This window comes from Geodermatophilus sp. SYSU D00758, from assembly GCF_054049955.1.
On sequence record NZ_JBJGYK010000026.1, the window covers coordinates 1 to 18,151 of the forward strand.

Sequence of the window (18,151 nt, forward strand, 5' to 3'; positions counted from 1 at the left end):
CGTGTGGTCGCGGTGGGGGGGTGGGGCGTGCGTGATGGGGGGGGTTGGGCGCGGCCGCGGGCCCCCCCCCCCGCCCCCCCCCCCCCCCCCCCCCCCCCCCCCCCCCCCCCCCACCAGCCCCGCCCCGCCACGTCCCGCCTCCACCGTCTCCCCGCCGCCCCGACCGCGGTGATCATGGACGTCTGGCAGGGGACACGCGCCGACACGCCGGAGCGGCCGGCCGGATCCCCATGATCACCGGCGGCGGGCGACCGGCCGCGGCCGCCACCGCCGGCGCGGCACCGCCGGCGGGCGACCGGCCGCCACCGCCGGCGGGCGGCGCACCGGCGACGGCGTGGCGGGTCGCGGACGGCGGGATCCGGTTCCGAGCGGCCGGATCGTGCCCACCGTGGCAGAGTCGGTCCTGTGAAGACCTGGCTCGACGCGTGGCCGGTGTTCCGGCAGCTCACCGGACCGGACCCGTTGGGGCGCGGCAGGTCCGCGCGCAGCAAGGGCACCGAGCAGCTGACCAGCCGGACGGCGACCGCCGACCGCGTGGTCCAGAGCGTCTGCCCGTACTGCGCCGTGGGCTGCGGCCAGCGCGTGTACGTCAAGGACGAGCAGGTCCTGCAGATCGAGGGCGACCCCGACTCGCCGATCAGCCGCGGCCGGCTGTGCCCCAAGGGCAGCGCCAGCAAGCAGCTGGTCACCAGCCCGAGCCGGGTCACCAAGGTCCGCTACCGCCGCCCGTACGGGACGGAGTGGGAGGACCTCGACCTCGACACGGCGATGGACATGATCGCCGACCGCGTGCTGGAGGCCCGGCGCAAGGGCTGGCAGGACGAGTGCGACGGCAAGCGCGTCAACCGCACCATGGGAGTAGCGAGCCTCGGAGGGGCGACCCTCGACAACGAGGAGAACTACCTCATGAAGAAGCTCTACAGCGCCCTGGGCGCGATCCAGATCGAGAACCAGGCCCGCATATAGCACTCCTCCACGGTGCCCGGTCTGGGTGCCTCGTTCGGTCGTGGCGGTGCCACCAACTACCAGCAGGACCTCGCGAACTCCGACTGCATCGTCATCGAGGGTTCGAACATGGCCGAGTGCCACCCCGTGGGCTTCCAGTGGGTGACCGAGGCCAAGGCGCGCGGCGCGAAGGTCATCCACGTCGACCCGCGGTTCACCCGCACCAGCGCGATCGCCGACCTGCACGTTCCGCTGCGGGTGGGCACCGACATCGCGTTCCTCGGCGGGCTGATCAAGTACGTCCTCGACCACGACCTGTACTTCAAGGAGTACGTGGTCGCCTACACCAACGCGGCGGCGCTGGTCAGCCAGGAGTTCCTGGACGCCGAGGACCTCGACGGCCTGTTCTCCGGGTTCGACCCCGAGCACGGCCAGTACGACGAGGCCAGCTGGCAGTACGAGCCCGACGAGACCGGTGCGGAGTCCGACGAGGAGAACACCGGCACCTCCGACGACCCCGCCCGCGCGGCCGAGCAGAAGTCCACCGAGCAGCGGGCCGAGGTGAAGTCCTCCGACCGCGCCCAGGCCGCCGGCAGCGGCGGGCCGCCGATCCCGAACCGGCCGAGGCGCGACGAGACCCTCCAGCACCCCCGCTGCGTCTTCCAGGTGCTCAAGCGGCACTTCGACCGCTACACCCCGGAGATGGTGGCCGAGGTCTGCGGCATCGAGCCGCAGGTCTTCGAGCAGGTCGCGCGCTGGGTGACCGAGAACAGCGGCCGGGACCGGACGACGGCCTGGGTGTACTCGGTGGGCTGGACGCAGCACAGCGTCGGCGCCCAGTACATCCGCACCGCCTCCATCCTGCAGACGCTGCTGGGCAACATCGGCCGCCCGGGCGGCGGGATCCTCGCCCTGCGCGGGCACGCCAGCATCCAGGGGTCGACCGACGTCCCCACGCTGTTCAACCTGCTGCCCGGCTACCTGCCGATGCCGCACGCGCTGCAGCACGACACGCTCGACGACTACGTCGCCGACGCCGCCGGCAAGGCCGGGTTCTGGGGCAACAAGCGGACCTACATGGTCAACCTGCTCAAGGCCTGGTGGGGCGACGCGGCGCAGCCGGAGAACGACTTCTGCTTCGACCACCTGCCCAAGATCACCGGTGACCACAGCTCCTACCGGACGATCGCCGACATGATCCAGGGCAAGGTCTCCGGCTACTTCCTGGTCGGCGAGAACCCGACGGTGGGCCACCCCAACGGCCGGATGAACCGCTTCGGCCTGGCCAACCTCGACTGGCTGGTCGTCCGCGACCTGCAGTTGATCGAGTCGGCCACCTTCTGGAACGAGTCCCCGGAGATCGAGACCGGGGAGCTGGCCCCCGAGACGATCGCCACCGAGGTCTTCTTCATGCCCGCGGCCACGCACGTGGAGAAGGAGGGGACCTTCACCCAGACCCAGCGGCTGCTGCAGTGGCGGCACAAGGCGGTGGACCCGCCGGGCGAGGCCCGCAGCGACCTGTGGTTCTACTTCCACCTGGGCCGCATCCTGCGGGAGAAGCTGGCCGGCTCCACCGACCCGCGCGACCGCCCGCTGCTCGACCTCACCTGGGACTACCCGACGCACGGGCCCGAGGCCGAGCCCAGCGCCGACGCGGTGCTGCGGGAGATCAACGGCGTGGGGCCCGACGGGCGCACGGTCTCCGGCTACCTGGACCTGAAGGACGACGGGTCGACGTCGTGCGGCTGCTGGATCTACTCGGGGGTGTACGCCGACGAGGTCAACCAGGCCGCCCGGCGCAAGCCCGGTCGCGAGCAGGGTCCCGTCGCCTCCGAGTGGGGGTGGGCCTGGCCGTACAACCGCCGCATCCTCTACAACCGCGCCTCGGCCGACCCGGACGGCCGGCCGTGGAGCGAGCGCAAGGCCTACGTCTGGTGGGACGAGGAGGCCGGGCGGTGGACCGGTCAGGACGCGCCGGACTTCGAGGCCACCAAGCGGCCGGACTACGTGCCGCCGGAGGGGGCGCGGGCGCAGGACGCCATCGCCGGGGACGACCCGTTCGTCATGCAGGGCGACGGGAAGGCCTGGCTGTACGCGCCGTCGGGGCTGGTCGACGGGCCGCTGCCGACCCACTACGAGCCGGTCGAGTCGGTGGTGGAGAACGCGCTGTACAAGCAGCAGGCCAGCCCGACGGTCGAGCGCATCCCCGGGCCGTGGAACCGGGAGAACCCCTCGCGCAGCGAGGTCTTCCCGTTCCAGGTGACCACCTACCGGCTGACCGAGCACCACACGGCCGGCGGGATGAGCCGCACCCTGCCCTACCTGGCGGAGCTGCAGCCGGAGTTCTTCGTCGAGGTCAGCCCCGAGCTCGCCGACCTGCGCGGGCTGACCAACGGGGAGTTCGCCACGCTGATCAGCTCGCGGACGGCGATCGAGGCGAAGGTGCTGGTCACCGAGAGGATGCGGCCGATCCGGCTGGGCGACGGCACCGTCGTCCACCAGATCGGGATGCCCTACCACTGGTCCTACAGCGGGCTGTCGACCGGCGACTCGGCCAACGACCTGCTGGGCATCGCGCTCGACGCCAACACCCACATCCAGGAGGACAAGGTCAGCACCGCCGACATCCGGCCGGGCCGCCGGCCGCGCGGGCCGGAGCTCATCGAGCTCGTCGAGTCCTACCGGCTCCGGGCCGGGGTGCCCTCCGGCCGGGTGGGGCTCAACGGCCGGGACCCGGTCGAGGCCACGGCGGGGGAGGGGTCGCAGCAGTGACCGGAGCAGGGAGGCGGGGCGCGTGACCTCGATCAGCTCGGCGAGCCCGGCCTTCACCGGCCGCGACCCGGACCACCGGCTGTACGGGCCGCTGCCCGACGTCCAGGGGGAGGCCGGCTACGACGCCGACCACCCGGCCCGGGTCGGCTTCTTCACCGACACCTCGGTGTGCATCGGCTGCAAGGCCTGCGAGGTGGCGTGCAAGGAGTGGAACATGCTGCCGATGGACGACGCGCACGGCACGCGCGACGTCATCGGGCTGTCGGGCATGTCCTACGACAACACCGGGCAGCTGGGGGCGAACTCCTGGCGGCACGTCGCCTTCATCGAGCAGACCCGCACCGTGGACCTGCCGATGCCCACGTTCGGCCGGCCGGGGGACGACCGGCAGGGCAGCGGGCCCTCCCCGGCGAACGCGCAGGCCGACAGCCTGGCCGGCGCGCAGCAGTCGGTGCTCAACGTGGAGGCGCTCAGCGAGTTCGACCCGCAGACCGGCCAGTCGGGCGCCGACAAGCAGGTCCGCTGGCTGATGAGCTCCGACGTGTGCAAGCACTGCACGCACGCCGGGTGCCTGGACGTCTGCCCGACCGGCGCGCTGTTCCGCACCGAGTTCGGCACCGTCGTCGTCCAGGGCGACATCTGCAACGGCTGCGGCTACTGCGTGCCGTCCTGCCCGTACGGGGTCATCGACCAGCGCAAGGGCGACGGGCGGGTGTTCAAGTGCACCCTGTGCTACGACCGGACGCTGGACGGGCTGATGCCCGCGTGCGCGACCGCCTGCCCCACGGAGTCGATCCAGTTCGGCAACCTCGACGAGCTGCAGGCCCGCGCCGACGCCCGGCTGGCGACCCTGAAGGAGCAGGGGGTCAGCACGGCCCGCCTGTACGGGCGCGACGAGTCCGACGGGGTCGGCGGCGCCGGGGCGTTCTTCCTGCTGCTCGACGAGCCGGAGGTCTACGGGCTGCCGCCGGACCCGGTGGTCACCACCCGCGACCTGCCGTCGATGTGGCGGTCGGCCGGGGCCGCGGCGGTCATGATCGTCGGGGTGGCGCTCTCGGCCGTGCTCGGCTCGAGGAGGCCACGGTGACCGGCGCGCCGATGGACGGCGGGCCGGACGGGACGACCGGCGCGGCCGCGTCACCGGGGGCCGGCTGGCGGCGGGCCGACGGGCCGCCGGCGCAGCGCCGGGAGCGCCGGCGCCGCCGCGGCGGGGGGCGGCCGGGCGGCGAGGTGCCGATGGTCGAGGAGGCGGAGTTCACCTCGTACTACGGGCGGCCGATCATCAAGCCCCCGGTGTGGAAGACCCCTGACGTCCCGCTCTACCTGTTCCTCGGGGGAGCCGCCGGCTCCTCGGCCGTCCTGGCCGCCTTCGCCGACCTCACCGGCCGCCCGGCGCTGACCCGCACCGCCCGGCTGACCGCCGGTGGCGCGTCGATCGCCTCGGTCGGGTGGCTGATCCACGACCTCGGCCGGCCGGAGCGGTTCCTGCACATGCTGCGGGTGCTCAAGCCGACCTCGCCGCTGTCGGTGGGCTCCTACATCCTGGCGCCGTTCAGCGCGGCGGCCGGCGCGACCGCGGCCGTCGAGCTGCTGGGCTGGTTCCCGCGGCTCAAGCGCTTCGGCGGTGCGGTGGCGGCCGTCTTCGGCGGGCCGCTGGCCACGTACACCGCGGTGCTGCTGTCCAACACCGCCGTCCCGTCGTGGCACGAGCCGCACGGCGAGCTGCCCTACGTCTTCGGCGGGTCCGCGATGGCCGCCGGCGGGGGGATCACGATGGCGTTCACCCCGGTCGCCGAGGCCGGGCCGTCGCGGAAGATGGCCGTCGCCGGGGCGGCGATCGAGCTCGCCGCCATGCACCGGGTGGAGAGCGGCCACGGCGTCGTCAGCGAGCCCTACCACCAGGGTCGGCCCGGGAAGCTGATGCGCGCCGCCAGGGCCTGCACGGCCACCGGGGCGGCGCTCACCGTCGTGACCGGCCGCAGGCGGGCCGGCGCGGTGGTGTCGGGTGCGCTGCTGGCCGCGGGCTCGCTGCTGACCCGGTTCGGCGTGTTCGAGGCGGGGATGGCCAGCGCGCGCGACCCGAAGTACACCGTCGTCCCGCAGCGGGAGCGGATCGCGGCGCGGGAGGACACCGGCTCGCTGGTGCGCTGAGGCCTCCCGGGCGGCGCTCCCGGACCGGTCGGGTAGCTGTCCCCTCGTCCTCCGGGGGACCGGGGGCCGGCGTGCGCTCAACAACGGCCGGACTCGTGCCGAAAGCCCGTCACAGTGGACCGGTGCGCCGGCCGGCGCACGCGGGAGACCGACGGGGAGGACGTACGGATGACGGGGACCTACTGCGGCAACTGCGGGGCGCAGCGGGCGCCCGGCGCGAACTTCTGCCCCGCCTGCGGTGCACCGCTGCCCGCGCCGCCGGTCGAGCAGGCCCCCCAGCCGGGCGCCGGCCCGTGGGCCGCCCCGCAGCAGCCGGGACTCGAGTACACCGCCGCGCCTCCGCCGTACGTCACCTCTCCGGTCCCGCAGCCCTCGACGTGGCCCCAGCAGCCCGAGGCCGGCCCGCCGTACGCGACGCCACCGGCGTACACGCCGTCGACCGCGCCGCAGCCCGCCGCTGCGTGGGGGACCCCGCAGCAGCCCGCAGCCTGGGCCGCTGCGCAGCCGGCCGCCCCCTGGGGTGGCCCGGTCCCCGGCGCGCCGCACCCGGGGGCTCCTCGGCGCAGCTACGTCGACGCGCTGCTGACCGGGGACTGGGGCGGTGCCGCGCGCGCTGCCGGCCTCGCGGTCGGCGCGATGCTCGCCCTCTCGCTGGTGGGGGCGCTGCTGATCACGGAGGGCGGGATCGGGTTCCGGGAGACCCTCGCCCTCGTGCTGGGTGGCGCCAGCCTCGCCGTCGGCGGGAACGCGTACCTGGAGGCGGGTGCCGGGTCGTTCGGGACCTCGGGGTCCCTCGGCGTCCTCCCGCTCACCGTCACCCTGGTCGGCCTCGCGCTGCTGGGCCGTTCGTACGGCTCGAGCCTGCGCAGCCGCCCGCCCGCGAGCGCGGTGGACGGTCTCCTGCAGGGCGTGCGGACCGCGCTGGTCTTCACCGCCTGCTTCCTCCCGCTGTCGCTGCTGACCCGCTACGAGGCGGAGCCTGCGGACGCTCTCGGCGTGGACGGCCGGGTCGGTGTCGGCGTCGTCTCCACGGTGGTCGGCGCGCTGCTGTTCGCGGTGGCGACCCTCGGCCTGACCTGGCTGCTGTCCTCCTCGACCGAGCTCCCCGGCCGCGTCGGCGCCGTCCGGCACAGGGTGCGCGCCCCGCTGGCCGGGGCGCTGGCGGTCTTCGCCACCGGCCTCCTCGCCGTCCTGGTCGCCCTCCTCCACCTCCTGGTCGAGGAGGGCGACCGGCTGGTCTCCCTCGGCGTCACGCTGATCGGTGGCGCCAACGGGGCCCTGGCCGGCGTGCTGTGGTCGGCCGGCGTGCCCCTCGACGCGGAGGGCAGCGCGACCAGCGGCGTGCTGGGTGAGTTGACGCCGAGCGGCTCGCAGAGCGTCGACCTGATCACGTTCACCGACGCCAGCGCCTGGTTCTGGCTGGCCCCGGTGGTGCTGCTGGCCGCCATGGTGGTCGTGGCCGCCGCGCTCGCCGTGCGCCACGACACCGTCGAGGGCGCGCGCCGCGAGGGTGCCCGGTTCGCCGCCGCCCTGGCCGCCGTCGCCTTCGTCGCCGCGCTGCTGCTGCGCATCAGCGTGGAGGGTGAGGGCGGGGTCGAGGAGTTCGGCGACCTCCAGGCCACCGCGGACGCCTCGGTCCTGTTCAACCCGTTCCTGGCCGCCGTCGTCCTCGGCGTGTGGGGCGTCGTGATCGGCCTGCTCGCGCCGGTCGTCGCCGCCAGGGTGCCGAGCGGCTTCGTCGCCGGCGTGCGACGCCGGTTCGGCGTGGCACCGGGCCGGCCGACGCCGCCCGTCGGGTAGCCGCGCCGGTTGTGCCGCCGGGGCGGCGGCCGGAGGATGGCCCGTCCCCGGAGTCGCGGGCCGGGCCCGCTCCCGGGAGGGACGGCGGACCACCATCGCGTGGAGGAGGCGACACCCGTGGTGCACCCCCAGGGCTGGACCCCGGACGATCCGTCGGCGGGGCGACCTCCGACGTCGCCCGGTGCGCCGTGGCCGCCGACCGCCGCTCCCACCGCAGGAACCATCCCCGCACCGTGGGCCTCCGGCCCGGCTCCGGGCGGCGGCCAGGAGCCGCCGCGGCGCGGCCGGTGGCTGCCCTGGCTGGCGGCGGCCGCGGTGGTCGCCGCGGTCGCCGTCGGGGGCTACGTCCTGCTCGGCGAGTCGTCCTCCGACACGCCCGCCGGCGTGCCGAGCGACCCCGTGGCCGCCTCGCCCCCGCCCGCGGTGGGGACCGGAGCCCCACCGGCGGTCAAGCAGGCCGACCAGCCGCCCGGGCCGGGCCCGGCCGGCCCGCTGCGGCCGGTCTCGGTGACGGCCACGTGCCAGGCCCCGGACAGCGTCGACGCGACCGGTGCCACGATCACCTAGGAGCCCGCGCACACCCTCGACGGGGACTCCTCGACGGCCTGGCGGTGCCCAGGGGCGGCCGTCGGCGCCGAGCTGGTGTACGAGTTCGCCGAGCCGGTGACGGTCACGGCGGTGGGGCTCGTACCCGGCTACGCCAAGGTCGACCCCGCCGACGGGACCGACCGCTTCGCCGAGAACCGGACGGTCACCGCCGTGTCCTGGCACTTCGGCGGTGGGGCGTCGCACCAGCAGCGGATCCCCGCGCCGCAGCCGGACCTGACCACCTCCCAGCTCCCGGCCGAGGTGCGCACCACCCGCGTCGTCCTCGAGGTCGCCGGCACCGGCAACCCCGCGGCGCAGCGCGACTTCACCGCGATCAGCGACGTCCTCGTCACGGGCTACCCAGCAGGAACGCCGTGACCGCGGCCGCGAGCGCGTCCGCGACGAGGGCCCGCCCCTCGGCCCCGGTCAGCAGGGCCGCGTCGCCGGGGTGCCGCAGGTTGCCGGCCTCGAGCATCACGGCGGGAACGTCCGAGCAGTTGAGCGTGCCCAGATCGGTCCGCTCGTCGAGCCCCTCCTGACCGAGGTAGGTGGCCGGCGACAGCCCGGCGCCGACCAGGGCGTCGCGCACCGCGACGGCGGCTCGGCGGCTGTCGGCGGCGATGTCGTCGGTCCAGCCGGGCCGCACCCCCGGCATGATCACGTGGAAGCCGTGCGCGGAGGCGGCGGCGCCGTCGGCGTGCAGGGAGAGCAGCAGGTCGGCGCCGGCCCGGTTCGCGACCGCCGCGCGCTCGTCGATGCAGGGCCCCCAGCCGGCGTCGGCGTCCCGGGTGAGCACGACGCGGGCGCCGGCGGCCGCGAGCCGCTCCCGCAGGGCGAGTGCCAGCTCCCAGTTCACCGTCGCCTCCGGGATGCCGTCGTCGGTCGCCGTGCCCGCGGTGTTGCACGCCTTGGGGAACCCGCCGGCGCCGACCGGCCGGTCGATCTCGCCCGGGTACTGCGCGTTGTCGCGGTTGTGGCCGGGGTCGAGGACGACGGTGCGCCCGGCCAGCGGGGGCGCGGGAGTGACGGAGGGGCTCACCGGGGCGGACGGCGGGGACGTGCCGGTCACCGCGGTAGGGCTGCCCTGCACGGCGGGGCCGCCGGCCGCCAGGGGAGACGCCGCGCCGGGCGTCCAGGCGGCGAGGCCGGCCAGGACCACGGCAGCAGGCAGGGCGACGCGCCACGGCGGGCGGAGGCGAACGGCCGGTCGGCGCCGGCGGGGCCCCGTCGTCATGCCGCCCTCCCGGGTCGATCGACGGGCGGACCCTAGCAACGGACGCCGGCCGGGAGCGACGCCGACGGTCGCCGGCCACCGGGACATCTCCCCGGCAGCCGGTCCCCGGGGACCCGGCGTCCGCCTGCCCGTTCGCGGAACGCTGCGGGGCGGAGCTCAGCCGGGGACGAGCTCGACGTCGACGTCCAGCGCCCGGTGGGTGGCGAGTGCGCGGGCGTCGACGGTGACCGTCACCGGGTGGGCGCCACCGGCGAGGATCCAGCAGCAGGGGAACAGCGGAGACGTCGGCCTGCGTCCGGCGGGCGGCCGTGAGGTGAAGGGGTGCCGTGGGACTTCTCGTCTTCGCCGTGCCGGCGCTGCTGGTCGTCGTCCTCGGCTACGTGGTCGGGTACGCGCTCCTCGACGCGTTCGGCGCGCCGGCGCCGGTACCGGAGGTGGTCGGCTGGGGAGCCGGCCTCGTGCTGCTGGTGGTCGTCGTCCGGGCCCTGGTCGGCCGCCGAGGGCGGTTGCGCTGGGCGCTGCGCCGGGCGCGGGGTCAGGGGGACCACCCGGAGGTGGCGCGACTGGAGGCCGCGCTGGCGGAGCTGCGCAGGTGGCCGCGGCGCCGCCGCGGATGACGTCCGGTAGCCCCGGGGCCCCGGCATCTGGACCCCGGTCGCGACCCCGGCACCGACACGGAGACCACCGCGTGCCGGTTCCCCGGTGGCCGGCCGCGTAGAGTGCCCGCCGGGGGATAGACCGGCGTTCCCGCGCCGGCGACGGGGGCATGCGGGAACGGGGATGCACGTGGCTGACCACGCCGACGACGTGGCCGGGTTGGAGTTCGCGGTGCGGGTGGCGCTGCGACCGGAGGACGTCCGGGAGGCCGGGCGGCGCGCCCTCGCCGCCGCCCGCGGCCACCGGGGGACGACGATCCGCGAGGCGCACGTTGGCCCGGCGGCGATCCGCTACGTGGTCTTCGGCCGCGGGCTGGTCCGCCAGATGGTGCTGCACCTCACCTGGGAGGAGCTCGCGGCCGGCCGCCGCCGGGTGCGGTTGGTGGTGGGGGAGCACCTCGTCGAGCCCAACCGGCTGCTGTTCATCCCGCTGGGTCCCCCGGTGGTCCCGGCGCTGCCGACCGCACGGACCTTCGTCGCGGCGCTGCGGGACGAGCTGACCGGGCCCGCGGCCCGGCCCCCCGCGCGGCCGGTGCTGCCCGTGCCGAGGCCCGCGCGGCGACGAGTTCCGCTGGACGCACCCGAGGTCGTCTGACACCAGCGCGGCGTGCCCGACCGGGCACGCTCCGGAGCGACGCGGGATAGGAACTTTGCTGTTCCGCTACGCGGCGCGACCTGGGAGGACGGCGGCTCCCGGCGCGGTTACTGTCCCGTTCACCGTCGGCGGCGCGCAGTGGATGGCCCGGGGACGACGGCGTGTCGAAAGGGTCCGTACGTGCACGCTCCGGGCGGCGACCAGCCCTCCCCCCGTACCCCCCGTCCCTCGCTGCGGGCCGTCGGTGAACCGGTCGGCGCGCCGGGCGCCGGGCCGCCGTGCACCTGCGGGCACGGTCGCACCGCGCACGAGCACTACCGGCGGGGCAGCGACTGCGCCCTGTGCGGCTGCGAGCGGTACCGGCGGGCCGGGCGCCGGTTCTTCCGCCGCGGCTGACCCGCCGGCGCCCGGCCCGCCCGGTCAGGAGGCGGCCGGCCCGTAGGTCAGGTGCGCGACGCCGTTGGTGAGCTGCTGGGAGCCGATCAGGCCCAGCCGGGTGGTCGCCGTCCCCTCGGGGAAGAGCTTCGCGCCGGTCCCGAGCACCACCGGGTAGACGTAGAGGTGCAGCTCGTCGAGCAGGCCGTCGGCGATCAGCGCCCGCACCAGGGTGCCGCTGCCGCTGGTGTAGAGGTCCTCGGCCTCCTTGAGCTTCCGGATGGTCTCCGGGTCGTAGGGGCCGAGCACCCGGGAGTTCTGCCAGGCGTCGGCCGAGCCGAGCGTCGAGGAGACGACGTGCTTCGGGGTGTCGTTGAAGAAGGCGGCGCCGGGGTCGTCCTCGGTGGACCGGGTCGACCAGGCCGGCGCGAACATCTCGAAGGTGGTGCGGCCGAGCAGGATGCCGGTGCTGGCGCCGGTGATCTCGCCGATGGAGGCGGCGAGGTCGTCGGGGAAGCCGTGCTCGAACGTCCAGCTGGGGTCCTCGTAGACGCCGTCGAGGCTGACGAACTCGTGCACGCGGATCCTGCCCATGGAACTCTCCTTCGCTCGTGGTGCGGCGGTGCGCCTGCCCGGCGTCCTGCCTGTCGTGGGTGCAGACGGGGCGCGCCCGCGGAACTCATCGGTCCCCCGGCGGCCACCCGGGACCCGTCCGGGGGAATGCAGGGTGAACGGCAGGTGAACTACCCTGCCTGGATGCGCCAGGTCCTCTCCCGGGTGGCCGCGCGGCCCGCCGCCCGGCTGCTGCGTGCGACGTGGCTGCCGCTGCTGGCCGTCCTCCTCCTGGTCGACGTCGCCTTCATCGCCGTGCACAGCGCGAGCATGCTGGGGCTGGTCCCCGAGGGGGCCTTCCCGGTCCGGCTGTGGTCGATGGACATCGACGGCAGCCTGCCCGAGTTCTGGGGCTACGCGCTGGAGGCCGGCGTCGTCGCCGCGCTGCTGGTGGTCGCGGAGCGGCTGCGGTACGGCACGGCGCTGGCCTGGGCGGCCTGCTACGCGGTGGTGCTGGTCGACGACGCGGTCTCGCTGCACGAGCGGGTGGGCCACGCGCTGGTCGACGTCGGGCTGCTGCCCCCGGAGGTGGCCGGCTTCGACGGCCAGCAGGTGGGGGAGCTGCTCGCCTTCGGGCTGATCGGCCTGGTGCCGCTCGTGGCGGTGGCGGTCGTGCACCTGCGCAGCGGCCCGGCCGGCCGGCGGTTCAGCTGGGTGATGGCCGGCTGGTTCGTCGCCCTGATGTTCTGCGCCGTGGTGCTCGACGGGGCGCACGCGGTCCTCCACGGCACCCCCGCGTTCGACGGCCTGCTCGGGGTCGCCGAGGACGGCGGCGAGCTGGTCGTGCTGAGCCTGACGCTGGCGTTCGCGGCCGGGCTGGCGCGGCGGCGGCCGACCGGCCCGGGGGCGCAAGGGGTGCCGCTGGACGACCGGCTCGGGGATCGGGTCCGCTCCCGCTGACGCGGCGGGTCAGGCGGGCGGGGAGAGACCAGCGAACCGGCCGCTCGCCGAGAAGTAGACGGGGTGATCAGCCCGGGCCGACCCACTGGAGCCGCCACACGGGGAGGCGGACCCGGTCCAGCACCGCGGCCGTGCTCACCGTGGCGGTGACGGCCGTGCCGTATCCGGCGATGACGTCCGTCGCGTAGTGGCCGTTCAGCAGTACCATGACCAGCCCCACGCTGGCCGCTACCGCCATGACCGCCAGCATGGCGACAAGACCCGCCACGACGACGCGTGTGCCGACCCGCTGGATCGCGGCCAGTGCGACCACGAGGGCGACCGCGGTCACCCCCGCGGTGTGACCGCTTGGATACGCGAGAGAGTCCGGATCGTCGTAGAACTCCCGTTGGACCAGGTGCTTCCCGGCCACGGTCATCAAGACCGTCAGGGCCGGGCCAGCCAGCGCCAGCGCGGCGAGCCGCCACCGCCGCAGCACGCAGAACGCCATCGCGAGCACTGTCGCGACCACGACGGCCTCCGCCATGCCCGTGAGGGCGCCGAACGACGAGAGCGCCGGAGAACGCACCGGTATGGCCCAGGGCAGCTCGTCGACCACCCACCGGTCGAGCCGGCCGAAGGTCCGATCGTCGTGGTAGCGCACCCCTAGGGCGACGATGAGGACCGCGCACGCGGCGGCCAGCCCGAACAGCGGGCCGCGGAGGCGGCGGGGGATGAGCGGCCCCGTGCCGGGCACTTCTCGCGCAATCACCCTCGTCAGGGTGGCGGCGCGGGGAGGTCACCGTCCAGAGGGGTGCGTGTGCGGCCTCGGAGCGCGTGCGGGTGGGATCCGGCCACGGGGGAGTCCGCATGCTCGGGCCGTCGACCCCTTGGAAGGACGACGAAGCCGGGCATCATGGAGATGCTGCTCTGCGCCCGCCGGACATGGGAGCACTTCCAGTGGACGATCCGTCGAACCGCCGGAGGTCGAGCGGGGGGCACGGGGTCGGGCCCGAAGACCCGGCGCGAGTTCTCCCGGTGGCCCGATGGACGAGTTGACCCGCCGCTCGTTCCTCGTGCGCGGCGCGGTCGCGGTCGCCGGGGCGGTGTGCCTCGCCGCGTGCCGGTCCGGGACCGGGAACCGCGCCGCCCCGAGGCCGGACGTCCCGGGCGCCGCGCAGGGCGAGGTCCACCACGGCGGCGTCTTCGACGTCCGGGACCGCGGGGCCCTCGGTGACGGGATCCACGACGACACGGTGGCGGTCCAGGCGACGATCGACGCGGCCCAGCGGGCGGGCGGGGGAGTGGTGTACCTCCCCGCGGGGGTCTACCGGCTCCAGCCGCAAGTGGCACGCCAGGTCGATCCCGAGGACAACATCGACGAGGGGCACGCCCTGTCGGTGACCGGCTCCGGTCTCACCTTCCGCGGCGACGGACGCGACCGCAGCCGTCTGGTCTTCCACGCCTTCGGAGGTGAGGTGCACGAGACGTCCTGGCAGGTGGTGGACGGAAAGGTGTTCCGAGGAGCGGGCTTCTTCCTCGACGGCGGGGCGTCCGCCGCCACGGCGCAGACCGACATCGCGTTCGAGGACCTCAGCCTCGACGGGACGGCGCACTGCACCCACGACAACGACTTCCCGGCCGACGTCGGCACCGGCGACGGCTGGGACCTCACGCACAAGGGCATCTGGATGCGCAACGACCGGGCCTTCGACCGAATCCGGGTGTCCCGCTGCCGGGTGCACGGGTGGAAGGGCGAGATCGTCTACTACGGCGGCATCGACCTCGGTCGGTACACCGTGGAGGACTGCGAGCTCTACGACACCAACGGCGACTGCAATTCCGTGACCGCATCCTGGCTGACGGCCGTTCGGAACACTCTCCACACCTCCGCATCGGCGGGGTTCGAGGACATGCTCGCCGAAGGCCCCGGTGGTGCCGTCTACGCGGACAACACGATGTACGCCTGTGACAAGGAGGCGCTGTCCCTGGGGAGCGCCGGCAGTCAGGGGCCCTGGGGCCCGATCGTCATCACGCGCAACACCGTGAGCGACTGCCCGCGGACCGGATTCCTCCTCTTCACCTCCGCGACCGCCGTGACCGACAACCTCCTCACCGACTGTGCATACACGCCGGGGTGGAGTGCGATCCATGTCAGGACGACCACCGACCGTCCGTTGCGTGACGTCCACATCGAACGCAACCGCATCGAGGCCGTCACGCGCGCGGTTCGCACCGGGATCGTCGTGGAGGACCCTGTCGCGGCCGGGATCCGCGGGGTGACCGTCAAGGACAACTGGGCGGGTGTCCCGCCCGCCGGCGTCCGGAACGGCGCCTCGTTCACGCAGGCATACGGCCTCGGGGTCGCAGATGCCACCGACGTCACGGTCGAGGGCAACGACGCCGTGCGGACGACCTACCAGTACACGGATCTCGCCACGACGACAGGCTCCTTGATCATGCACACCCGGCCGGTTGACGTCGTCGAACTCCGGCCCCCGGTCGTCCGGGACTACACGGTCTGGGTTTCTTACCGCGTGGTCCGGGAGCCCACCACGGTGCGCGTCGACCTCACCTTCTTCGACGCCACGGGCACGCGGCATTCGGTCCGCATGGCGGGCGGCCTGAAGGAGGTCGGTCATCACACGACCGTCCCGGTGACCGTGACCGCGGGCGGCTCCACCGAGGAGCACTACGTCCGAGTCACCGTGACCGCCGGAGCCGCTCACCGGGTGTACGTGGACGCCTCCATCACCGAGGCGTGAGACGGCCCCCCGCCGCGCGGATGAGGTCGATGGGGGAGCCCGCTGCCGTCTCGGCCCGTGCCCGGCGTTCGGCGGCGGCGTTCCACAGCTTGACGAGCACCAGGGGCGCGAACAGGAACAGGGCGATGCCGAGGGAGTAGGCCAGGATCCCCCGGAACACGATGGGGACCATTGCCGTCGCCGTAGCGACCAGCGCCGTGTCGAGGGGGGAGAGGGAGCGGGTCCGCCGCCTGTGCCAGAGGCTGCCGTACAGCGCGCCGAGGGCGGCGCCGTACGCGACCACCCCGAGGAACCCGGAATCGAAGTACGCCTCGCCGACCATGGAATAGGCCACGCTCGCCTCGTTGGCGCCTCGGTCGAACAGGACCTCGTTGAGGACGACGTCCGCGGTCTTCGGCTTGTCAGGCCAGATCAGCCTCGGGATCGGGGCTCCCAGTGTCGAGCGCACCATGATCCCGGGTTCGTGTTCGAAGTGGCCGGGCACGAACCGCATCTCCAGCGCCAGGGCGTCCACCATCTCGGTGTCGTCTCCCGTGAAGGTCTGGATCAGCACCTCGTCAGGATGGGTCACCGACCGCGACAGCGACTCACCCAGCGAGCTCGTGGGCGAGTTGGCGTCCCGGAGAGCGGCGAATCCGACCACCGCCAGGACGGCGATGAGGAGGACCCCTGCGCGCGGAATCCGGGTCCGCCACTGCATCACCGCGAACAGCGCCGGCGCGCTGAGCGCGAGCAGGATGGGGGTCCGTCCTCCCAGGGTCATCAGGATCGAGGCGTAGGCAAGTGCAACCAGCACGCCGCTGAGGAGGTCGGCTCGCTTGCGTTCGCACCAGTAGACGGCGAGGAAGAGCAGCGACGCCGGGATCAGGACGTAGGGCAGGTTGTAGGCGTAGGCCGTGTGCCCGGCTCCCGCGCTGCCGTTCTCGTTGTCGGTTCCCAGCGAGAGCAGGTAAACCATGCCGCACGCGCCTACGAGGACCAGGAGCCATGCGGCCGTCCGCATGCGCCGGACGGAGCCCGGCGCGGGGATGCCCGGACCCGCCGGGGGTGGCCCGGGCCGGGCCACCCCCGGGGGCTGCGGTTCGGGCCCACGGCGCCTGGCGAGGACGGCATAGCCGATGTTGACCACGGTCATGGAGAGCAACCCGGTCGACACCGCGGAGGCATACGTCGGTGAGATGTCGAACGTCCCGTGGTAGGGGGCGTCGATGCCCCCGAGGGCGTGCAGGCTCAGCGGGTGCAGGCCGAAGAGGACCAAGTAGGTGGCGTTTATCCAGTGGATCGGTTCGCTGAGGTCCGCCGAGCCGGCGATGGTCTTCCAGCCGAGGAGGGTGAACCACAAGGCGACGACCAGTGTCGACCAGAAGACGACGTCGTCGACGGGTGCCAGGATCACGTAGACGGCGCAGCCCACGGCGAGCAGCAGGCTGACGACGCCGGGCACCCGAGCTGGAGTGGTGTCGCCCCGTAGCCGAGCGGTCGTCACCGGCGGGAGCCTAGCCGTTGCGGGCGGGTCGGTCCGCCGGTTCTGCGCGCCGGATCGATTCCTCCTCCACCGCGGGGACCGGTTCGGGTGCGTCGGGAGGAGCCGTCCGGGCCGACCTGCCGACGTGCCGGTACAGGAGGGTGAGCAGCAGGTAGGGGACGATGACGGCCGCGGCCGCGCCGACGATCCCGAAACGCCAGCAGAGAAGGGTCAGCACGATCAGCCCGATGAGGATCGCGCCGCCGGACAGGAGGCTGAGCCGGACCCGGGCGCCTTCGGCGTAGATCCAGGACAGGTACGCCTCGGAGAGCCCGTTGAGGGCGGCGGCGATGCACACCGCCGCCAGCACCGGCCAGCCGTTGCGGAACTCATCGCCGAACAGGAGGTCCACGGCGACCGGGCTGGCGAAGCTGCCCAGCACCAGGAGGCCGCAGACGACCGAGGTCGCTCGGAACAAGATCTGCCACTGGGCGCGTCGCTCCGGGAGGGAGCGCAGTGCGGACAGGCGGGGCACGAAGACCTGCTGCAGCACCGACGTCACCAGGTTGAGCGGGCCGAGGAGGCGGGTGGCCGCGCCGTACAGCCCGGCCACCGCCGGCCCGGCCACCGCCGCCACCAGGATGGTGTCGGTCTGCTTGAGGTTCGCCACCCCGCTGAGTCCCCAGTAGGCGACCCCGTTGCGCACGAACGCCCGAAAGCGGCGTGGCCGGGTGAACGACGACCGCATGGCGAGATAGGCGGCGATCCACCCAGCGGCGCCCGCCGCGAAGAGGGCTGCCGCCCCCTGGGCCAAACCTGTGCCCGTGACGAACGGCGTCACGGCGGCGATGCGGCGTGCCATCAGGAGCGCCGCGGACGTACGGACCTGCCCCCGTCCGAGCAGGTATCCCAACCCCACGTCCCCGAAGGTTTCCCCGGTCGCGTAGACGACGACCGCCCAGCCGAGGACCAGCGGCTCCTGCGCCGTCCAACCCCACACCAACACCCCGAGGACGATGATCACGAGGTTCGTCGTCGAGCGGATGAGGAACATCCACGTCGCCGTGCTGCTCGCGTCCTCCTCGGCCGCGATCCTCAGCAGCCTGGTACCGAAGCCGAAGTCGAAGGCGTTCATCGCCAGGTAGACGCCGGCGAGGAACGCTACGTACCACCCGTAGGTCTCCACCCCGAAGGAACGGGCGAGCAGCGCGATGAAGGCCACCTGGAGGAGGCCGGCGACCACCCGGCCGCTGAGCAGGGTGGTCAGCGCCCGCCGCAGGGGGCGATCAGAGAGCGCTGTGTCCGCCATCAACG

Annotated in this window: 15 protein-coding genes and 1 pseudogene; 11 read left to right on the forward strand and 5 right to left on the reverse strand. The window is 74.1% G+C overall.

Annotated features, from left to right (window positions below; translation table 11 throughout):
- The first annotated feature begins 405 nt into the window (after nucleotides 1-405).
- The 6 genes and pseudogenes from fdh to ACI8AC_RS17675 all read left to right on the forward strand — a co-directional run bounded on the left by fdh (nucleotide 406) and on the right by ACI8AC_RS17675 (nucleotide 8,634).
- Nucleotides 406-3,717 (forward strand): annotated as a pseudogene (gene fdh / locus ACI8AC_RS17650) (formate dehydrogenase).
- Nucleotides 3,718-3,739: 22 nt separating this feature from the next.
- Complete coding sequence (locus ACI8AC_RS17655) at nucleotides 3,740-4,804, forward strand: 4Fe-4S dicluster domain-containing protein (RefSeq protein WP_456899132.1); 1,065 nt, start codon at nucleotides 3,740-3,742, stop codon at nucleotides 4,802-4,804.
- Nucleotides 4,801-5,868 carry an NrfD/PsrC family molybdoenzyme membrane anchor subunit gene (gene nrfD, locus ACI8AC_RS17660; protein ID WP_456899133.1) on the forward strand — a complete coding sequence of 356 codons (1,068 nt, stop codon included), beginning with the start codon at nucleotides 4,801-4,803 and terminating at the stop codon, nucleotides 5,866-5,868. The genes ACI8AC_RS17655 and nrfD overlap by 4 nt, the downstream gene beginning before the upstream one ends.
- A gap of 168 nt (nucleotides 5,869-6,036) precedes the next feature.
- Nucleotides 6,037-7,668: a zinc-ribbon domain-containing protein gene (locus ACI8AC_RS17665; protein ID WP_456899134.1), complete on the forward strand. Its 1,632-nt coding sequence runs from the start codon at nucleotides 6,037-6,039 to the stop codon at nucleotides 7,666-7,668.
- A 117-nt stretch (nucleotides 7,669-7,785) separates the two neighbouring features.
- A complete protein-coding gene (locus ACI8AC_RS17670) occupies nucleotides 7,786-8,235 on the forward strand; it encodes a hypothetical protein (RefSeq protein WP_456899135.1) in 450 nt (149 codons plus the stop codon).
- Between the two features lie 75 nt (nucleotides 8,236-8,310).
- Entirely contained in the window at nucleotides 8,311-8,634 is a 324-nt protein-coding gene (locus ACI8AC_RS17675) for a hypothetical protein (protein ID WP_456899136.1), read from the forward strand.
- Here ACI8AC_RS17675 and ACI8AC_RS17680 read toward each other — a convergent pair.
- Nucleotides 8,606-9,295 carry an N-acetylmuramoyl-L-alanine amidase gene (locus tag ACI8AC_RS17680; protein WP_456899137.1) on the reverse strand — a complete coding sequence of 230 codons (690 nt, stop codon included), beginning with the start codon at nucleotides 9,293-9,295 and terminating at the stop codon, nucleotides 8,606-8,608. The genes ACI8AC_RS17675 and ACI8AC_RS17680 overlap by 29 nt on opposite strands.
- Before the next feature lie 521 nt (nucleotides 9,296-9,816).
- Here ACI8AC_RS17680 and ACI8AC_RS17685 point away from each other — a divergent pair.
- The 3 genes from ACI8AC_RS17685 to ACI8AC_RS17695 all read left to right on the forward strand — a co-directional run bounded on the left by ACI8AC_RS17685 (nucleotide 9,817) and on the right by ACI8AC_RS17695 (nucleotide 11,137).
- Nucleotides 9,817-10,107, forward strand: a complete 291-nt coding sequence (locus tag ACI8AC_RS17685; RefSeq protein WP_456899138.1) for a hypothetical protein — start codon at nucleotides 9,817-9,819, stop codon at nucleotides 10,105-10,107.
- Between the two features lie 169 nt (nucleotides 10,108-10,276).
- Nucleotides 10,277-10,741, forward strand: a complete 465-nt coding sequence (locus ACI8AC_RS17690; protein WP_456899139.1) for a hypothetical protein — start codon at nucleotides 10,277-10,279, stop codon at nucleotides 10,739-10,741.
- A 180-nt stretch (nucleotides 10,742-10,921) separates the two neighbouring features.
- Entirely contained in the window at nucleotides 10,922-11,137 is a 216-nt protein-coding gene (locus ACI8AC_RS17695; RefSeq protein WP_456899140.1) for a hypothetical protein, read from the forward strand.
- Between the two features lie 24 nt (nucleotides 11,138-11,161).
- On the opposite strand, the gene ACI8AC_RS17700 is transcribed toward ACI8AC_RS17695, so the two are convergent.
- Nucleotides 11,162-11,710 (reverse strand): dihydrofolate reductase family protein, encoded by a 549-nt coding sequence (locus ACI8AC_RS17700; protein ID WP_456899141.1) that lies wholly within the window; start codon nucleotides 11,708-11,710, stop codon nucleotides 11,162-11,164.
- A 162-nt stretch (nucleotides 11,711-11,872) separates the two neighbouring features.
- On the opposite strand from ACI8AC_RS17700, the gene ACI8AC_RS17705 reads away from it, so the two are divergent.
- Nucleotides 11,873-12,628, forward strand: coding sequence for a hypothetical protein (locus ACI8AC_RS17705; protein ID WP_456899142.1), 756 nt, complete (start codon nucleotides 11,873-11,875; stop codon nucleotides 12,626-12,628).
- A 67-nt stretch (nucleotides 12,629-12,695) separates the two neighbouring features.
- On the opposite strand, the gene ACI8AC_RS17710 is transcribed toward ACI8AC_RS17705, so the two are convergent.
- A complete protein-coding gene (locus ACI8AC_RS17710) occupies nucleotides 12,696-13,379 on the reverse strand; it encodes a phosphatase PAP2 family protein (protein WP_456899143.1) in 684 nt (227 codons plus the stop codon).
- Between the two features lie 274 nt (nucleotides 13,380-13,653).
- Here ACI8AC_RS17710 and ACI8AC_RS17715 point away from each other — a divergent pair, with 274 nt between their 5' ends.
- Nucleotides 13,654-15,372: a glycosyl hydrolase family 28-related protein gene (locus ACI8AC_RS17715; RefSeq protein WP_456899144.1), complete on the forward strand. Its 1,719-nt coding sequence runs from the start codon at nucleotides 13,654-13,656 to the stop codon at nucleotides 15,370-15,372.
- Here ACI8AC_RS17715 and ACI8AC_RS17720 read toward each other — a convergent pair.
- Both ACI8AC_RS17720 and ACI8AC_RS17725 read right to left on the reverse strand, forming a co-directional pair.
- Nucleotides 15,359-16,858, reverse strand: a complete 1,500-nt coding sequence (locus tag ACI8AC_RS17720; protein WP_456899145.1) for an O-antigen polymerase — start codon at nucleotides 16,856-16,858, stop codon at nucleotides 15,359-15,361. The genes ACI8AC_RS17715 and ACI8AC_RS17720 overlap by 14 nt on opposite strands.
- A 10-nt stretch (nucleotides 16,859-16,868) precedes the next feature.
- Nucleotides 16,869-18,146, reverse strand: a complete 1,278-nt coding sequence (locus tag ACI8AC_RS17725) for a lipopolysaccharide biosynthesis protein (RefSeq protein ID WP_456899146.1) — start codon at nucleotides 18,144-18,146, stop codon at nucleotides 16,869-16,871.
- Nucleotides 18,147-18,151: the final 5 nt, after the last annotated feature.

Coding starts and splice junctions, on each gene's coding strand:
- ACI8AC_RS17665 (WP_456899134.1), top strand. CDS start 6,037: ATGACGGGGACCTACTGCGGCAACTGCGGGGCGCAGCGGGCGCCCGGC.
- ACI8AC_RS17700 (WP_456899141.1), bottom strand. CDS start 11,710: ATGGGCAGGATCCGCGTGCACGAGTTCGTCAGCCTCGACGGCGTCTAC.
- ACI8AC_RS17705 (WP_456899142.1), top strand. CDS start 11,873: ATGCGCCAGGTCCTCTCCCGGGTGGCCGCGCGGCCCGCCGCCCGGCTG.
- ACI8AC_RS17715 (WP_456899144.1), top strand. CDS start 13,654: ATGGACGAGTTGACCCGCCGCTCGTTCCTCGTGCGCGGCGCGGTCGCG.
- ACI8AC_RS17725 (WP_456899146.1), bottom strand. CDS start 18,146: ATGGCGGACACAGCGCTCTCTGATCGCCCCCTGCGGCGGGCGCTGACC.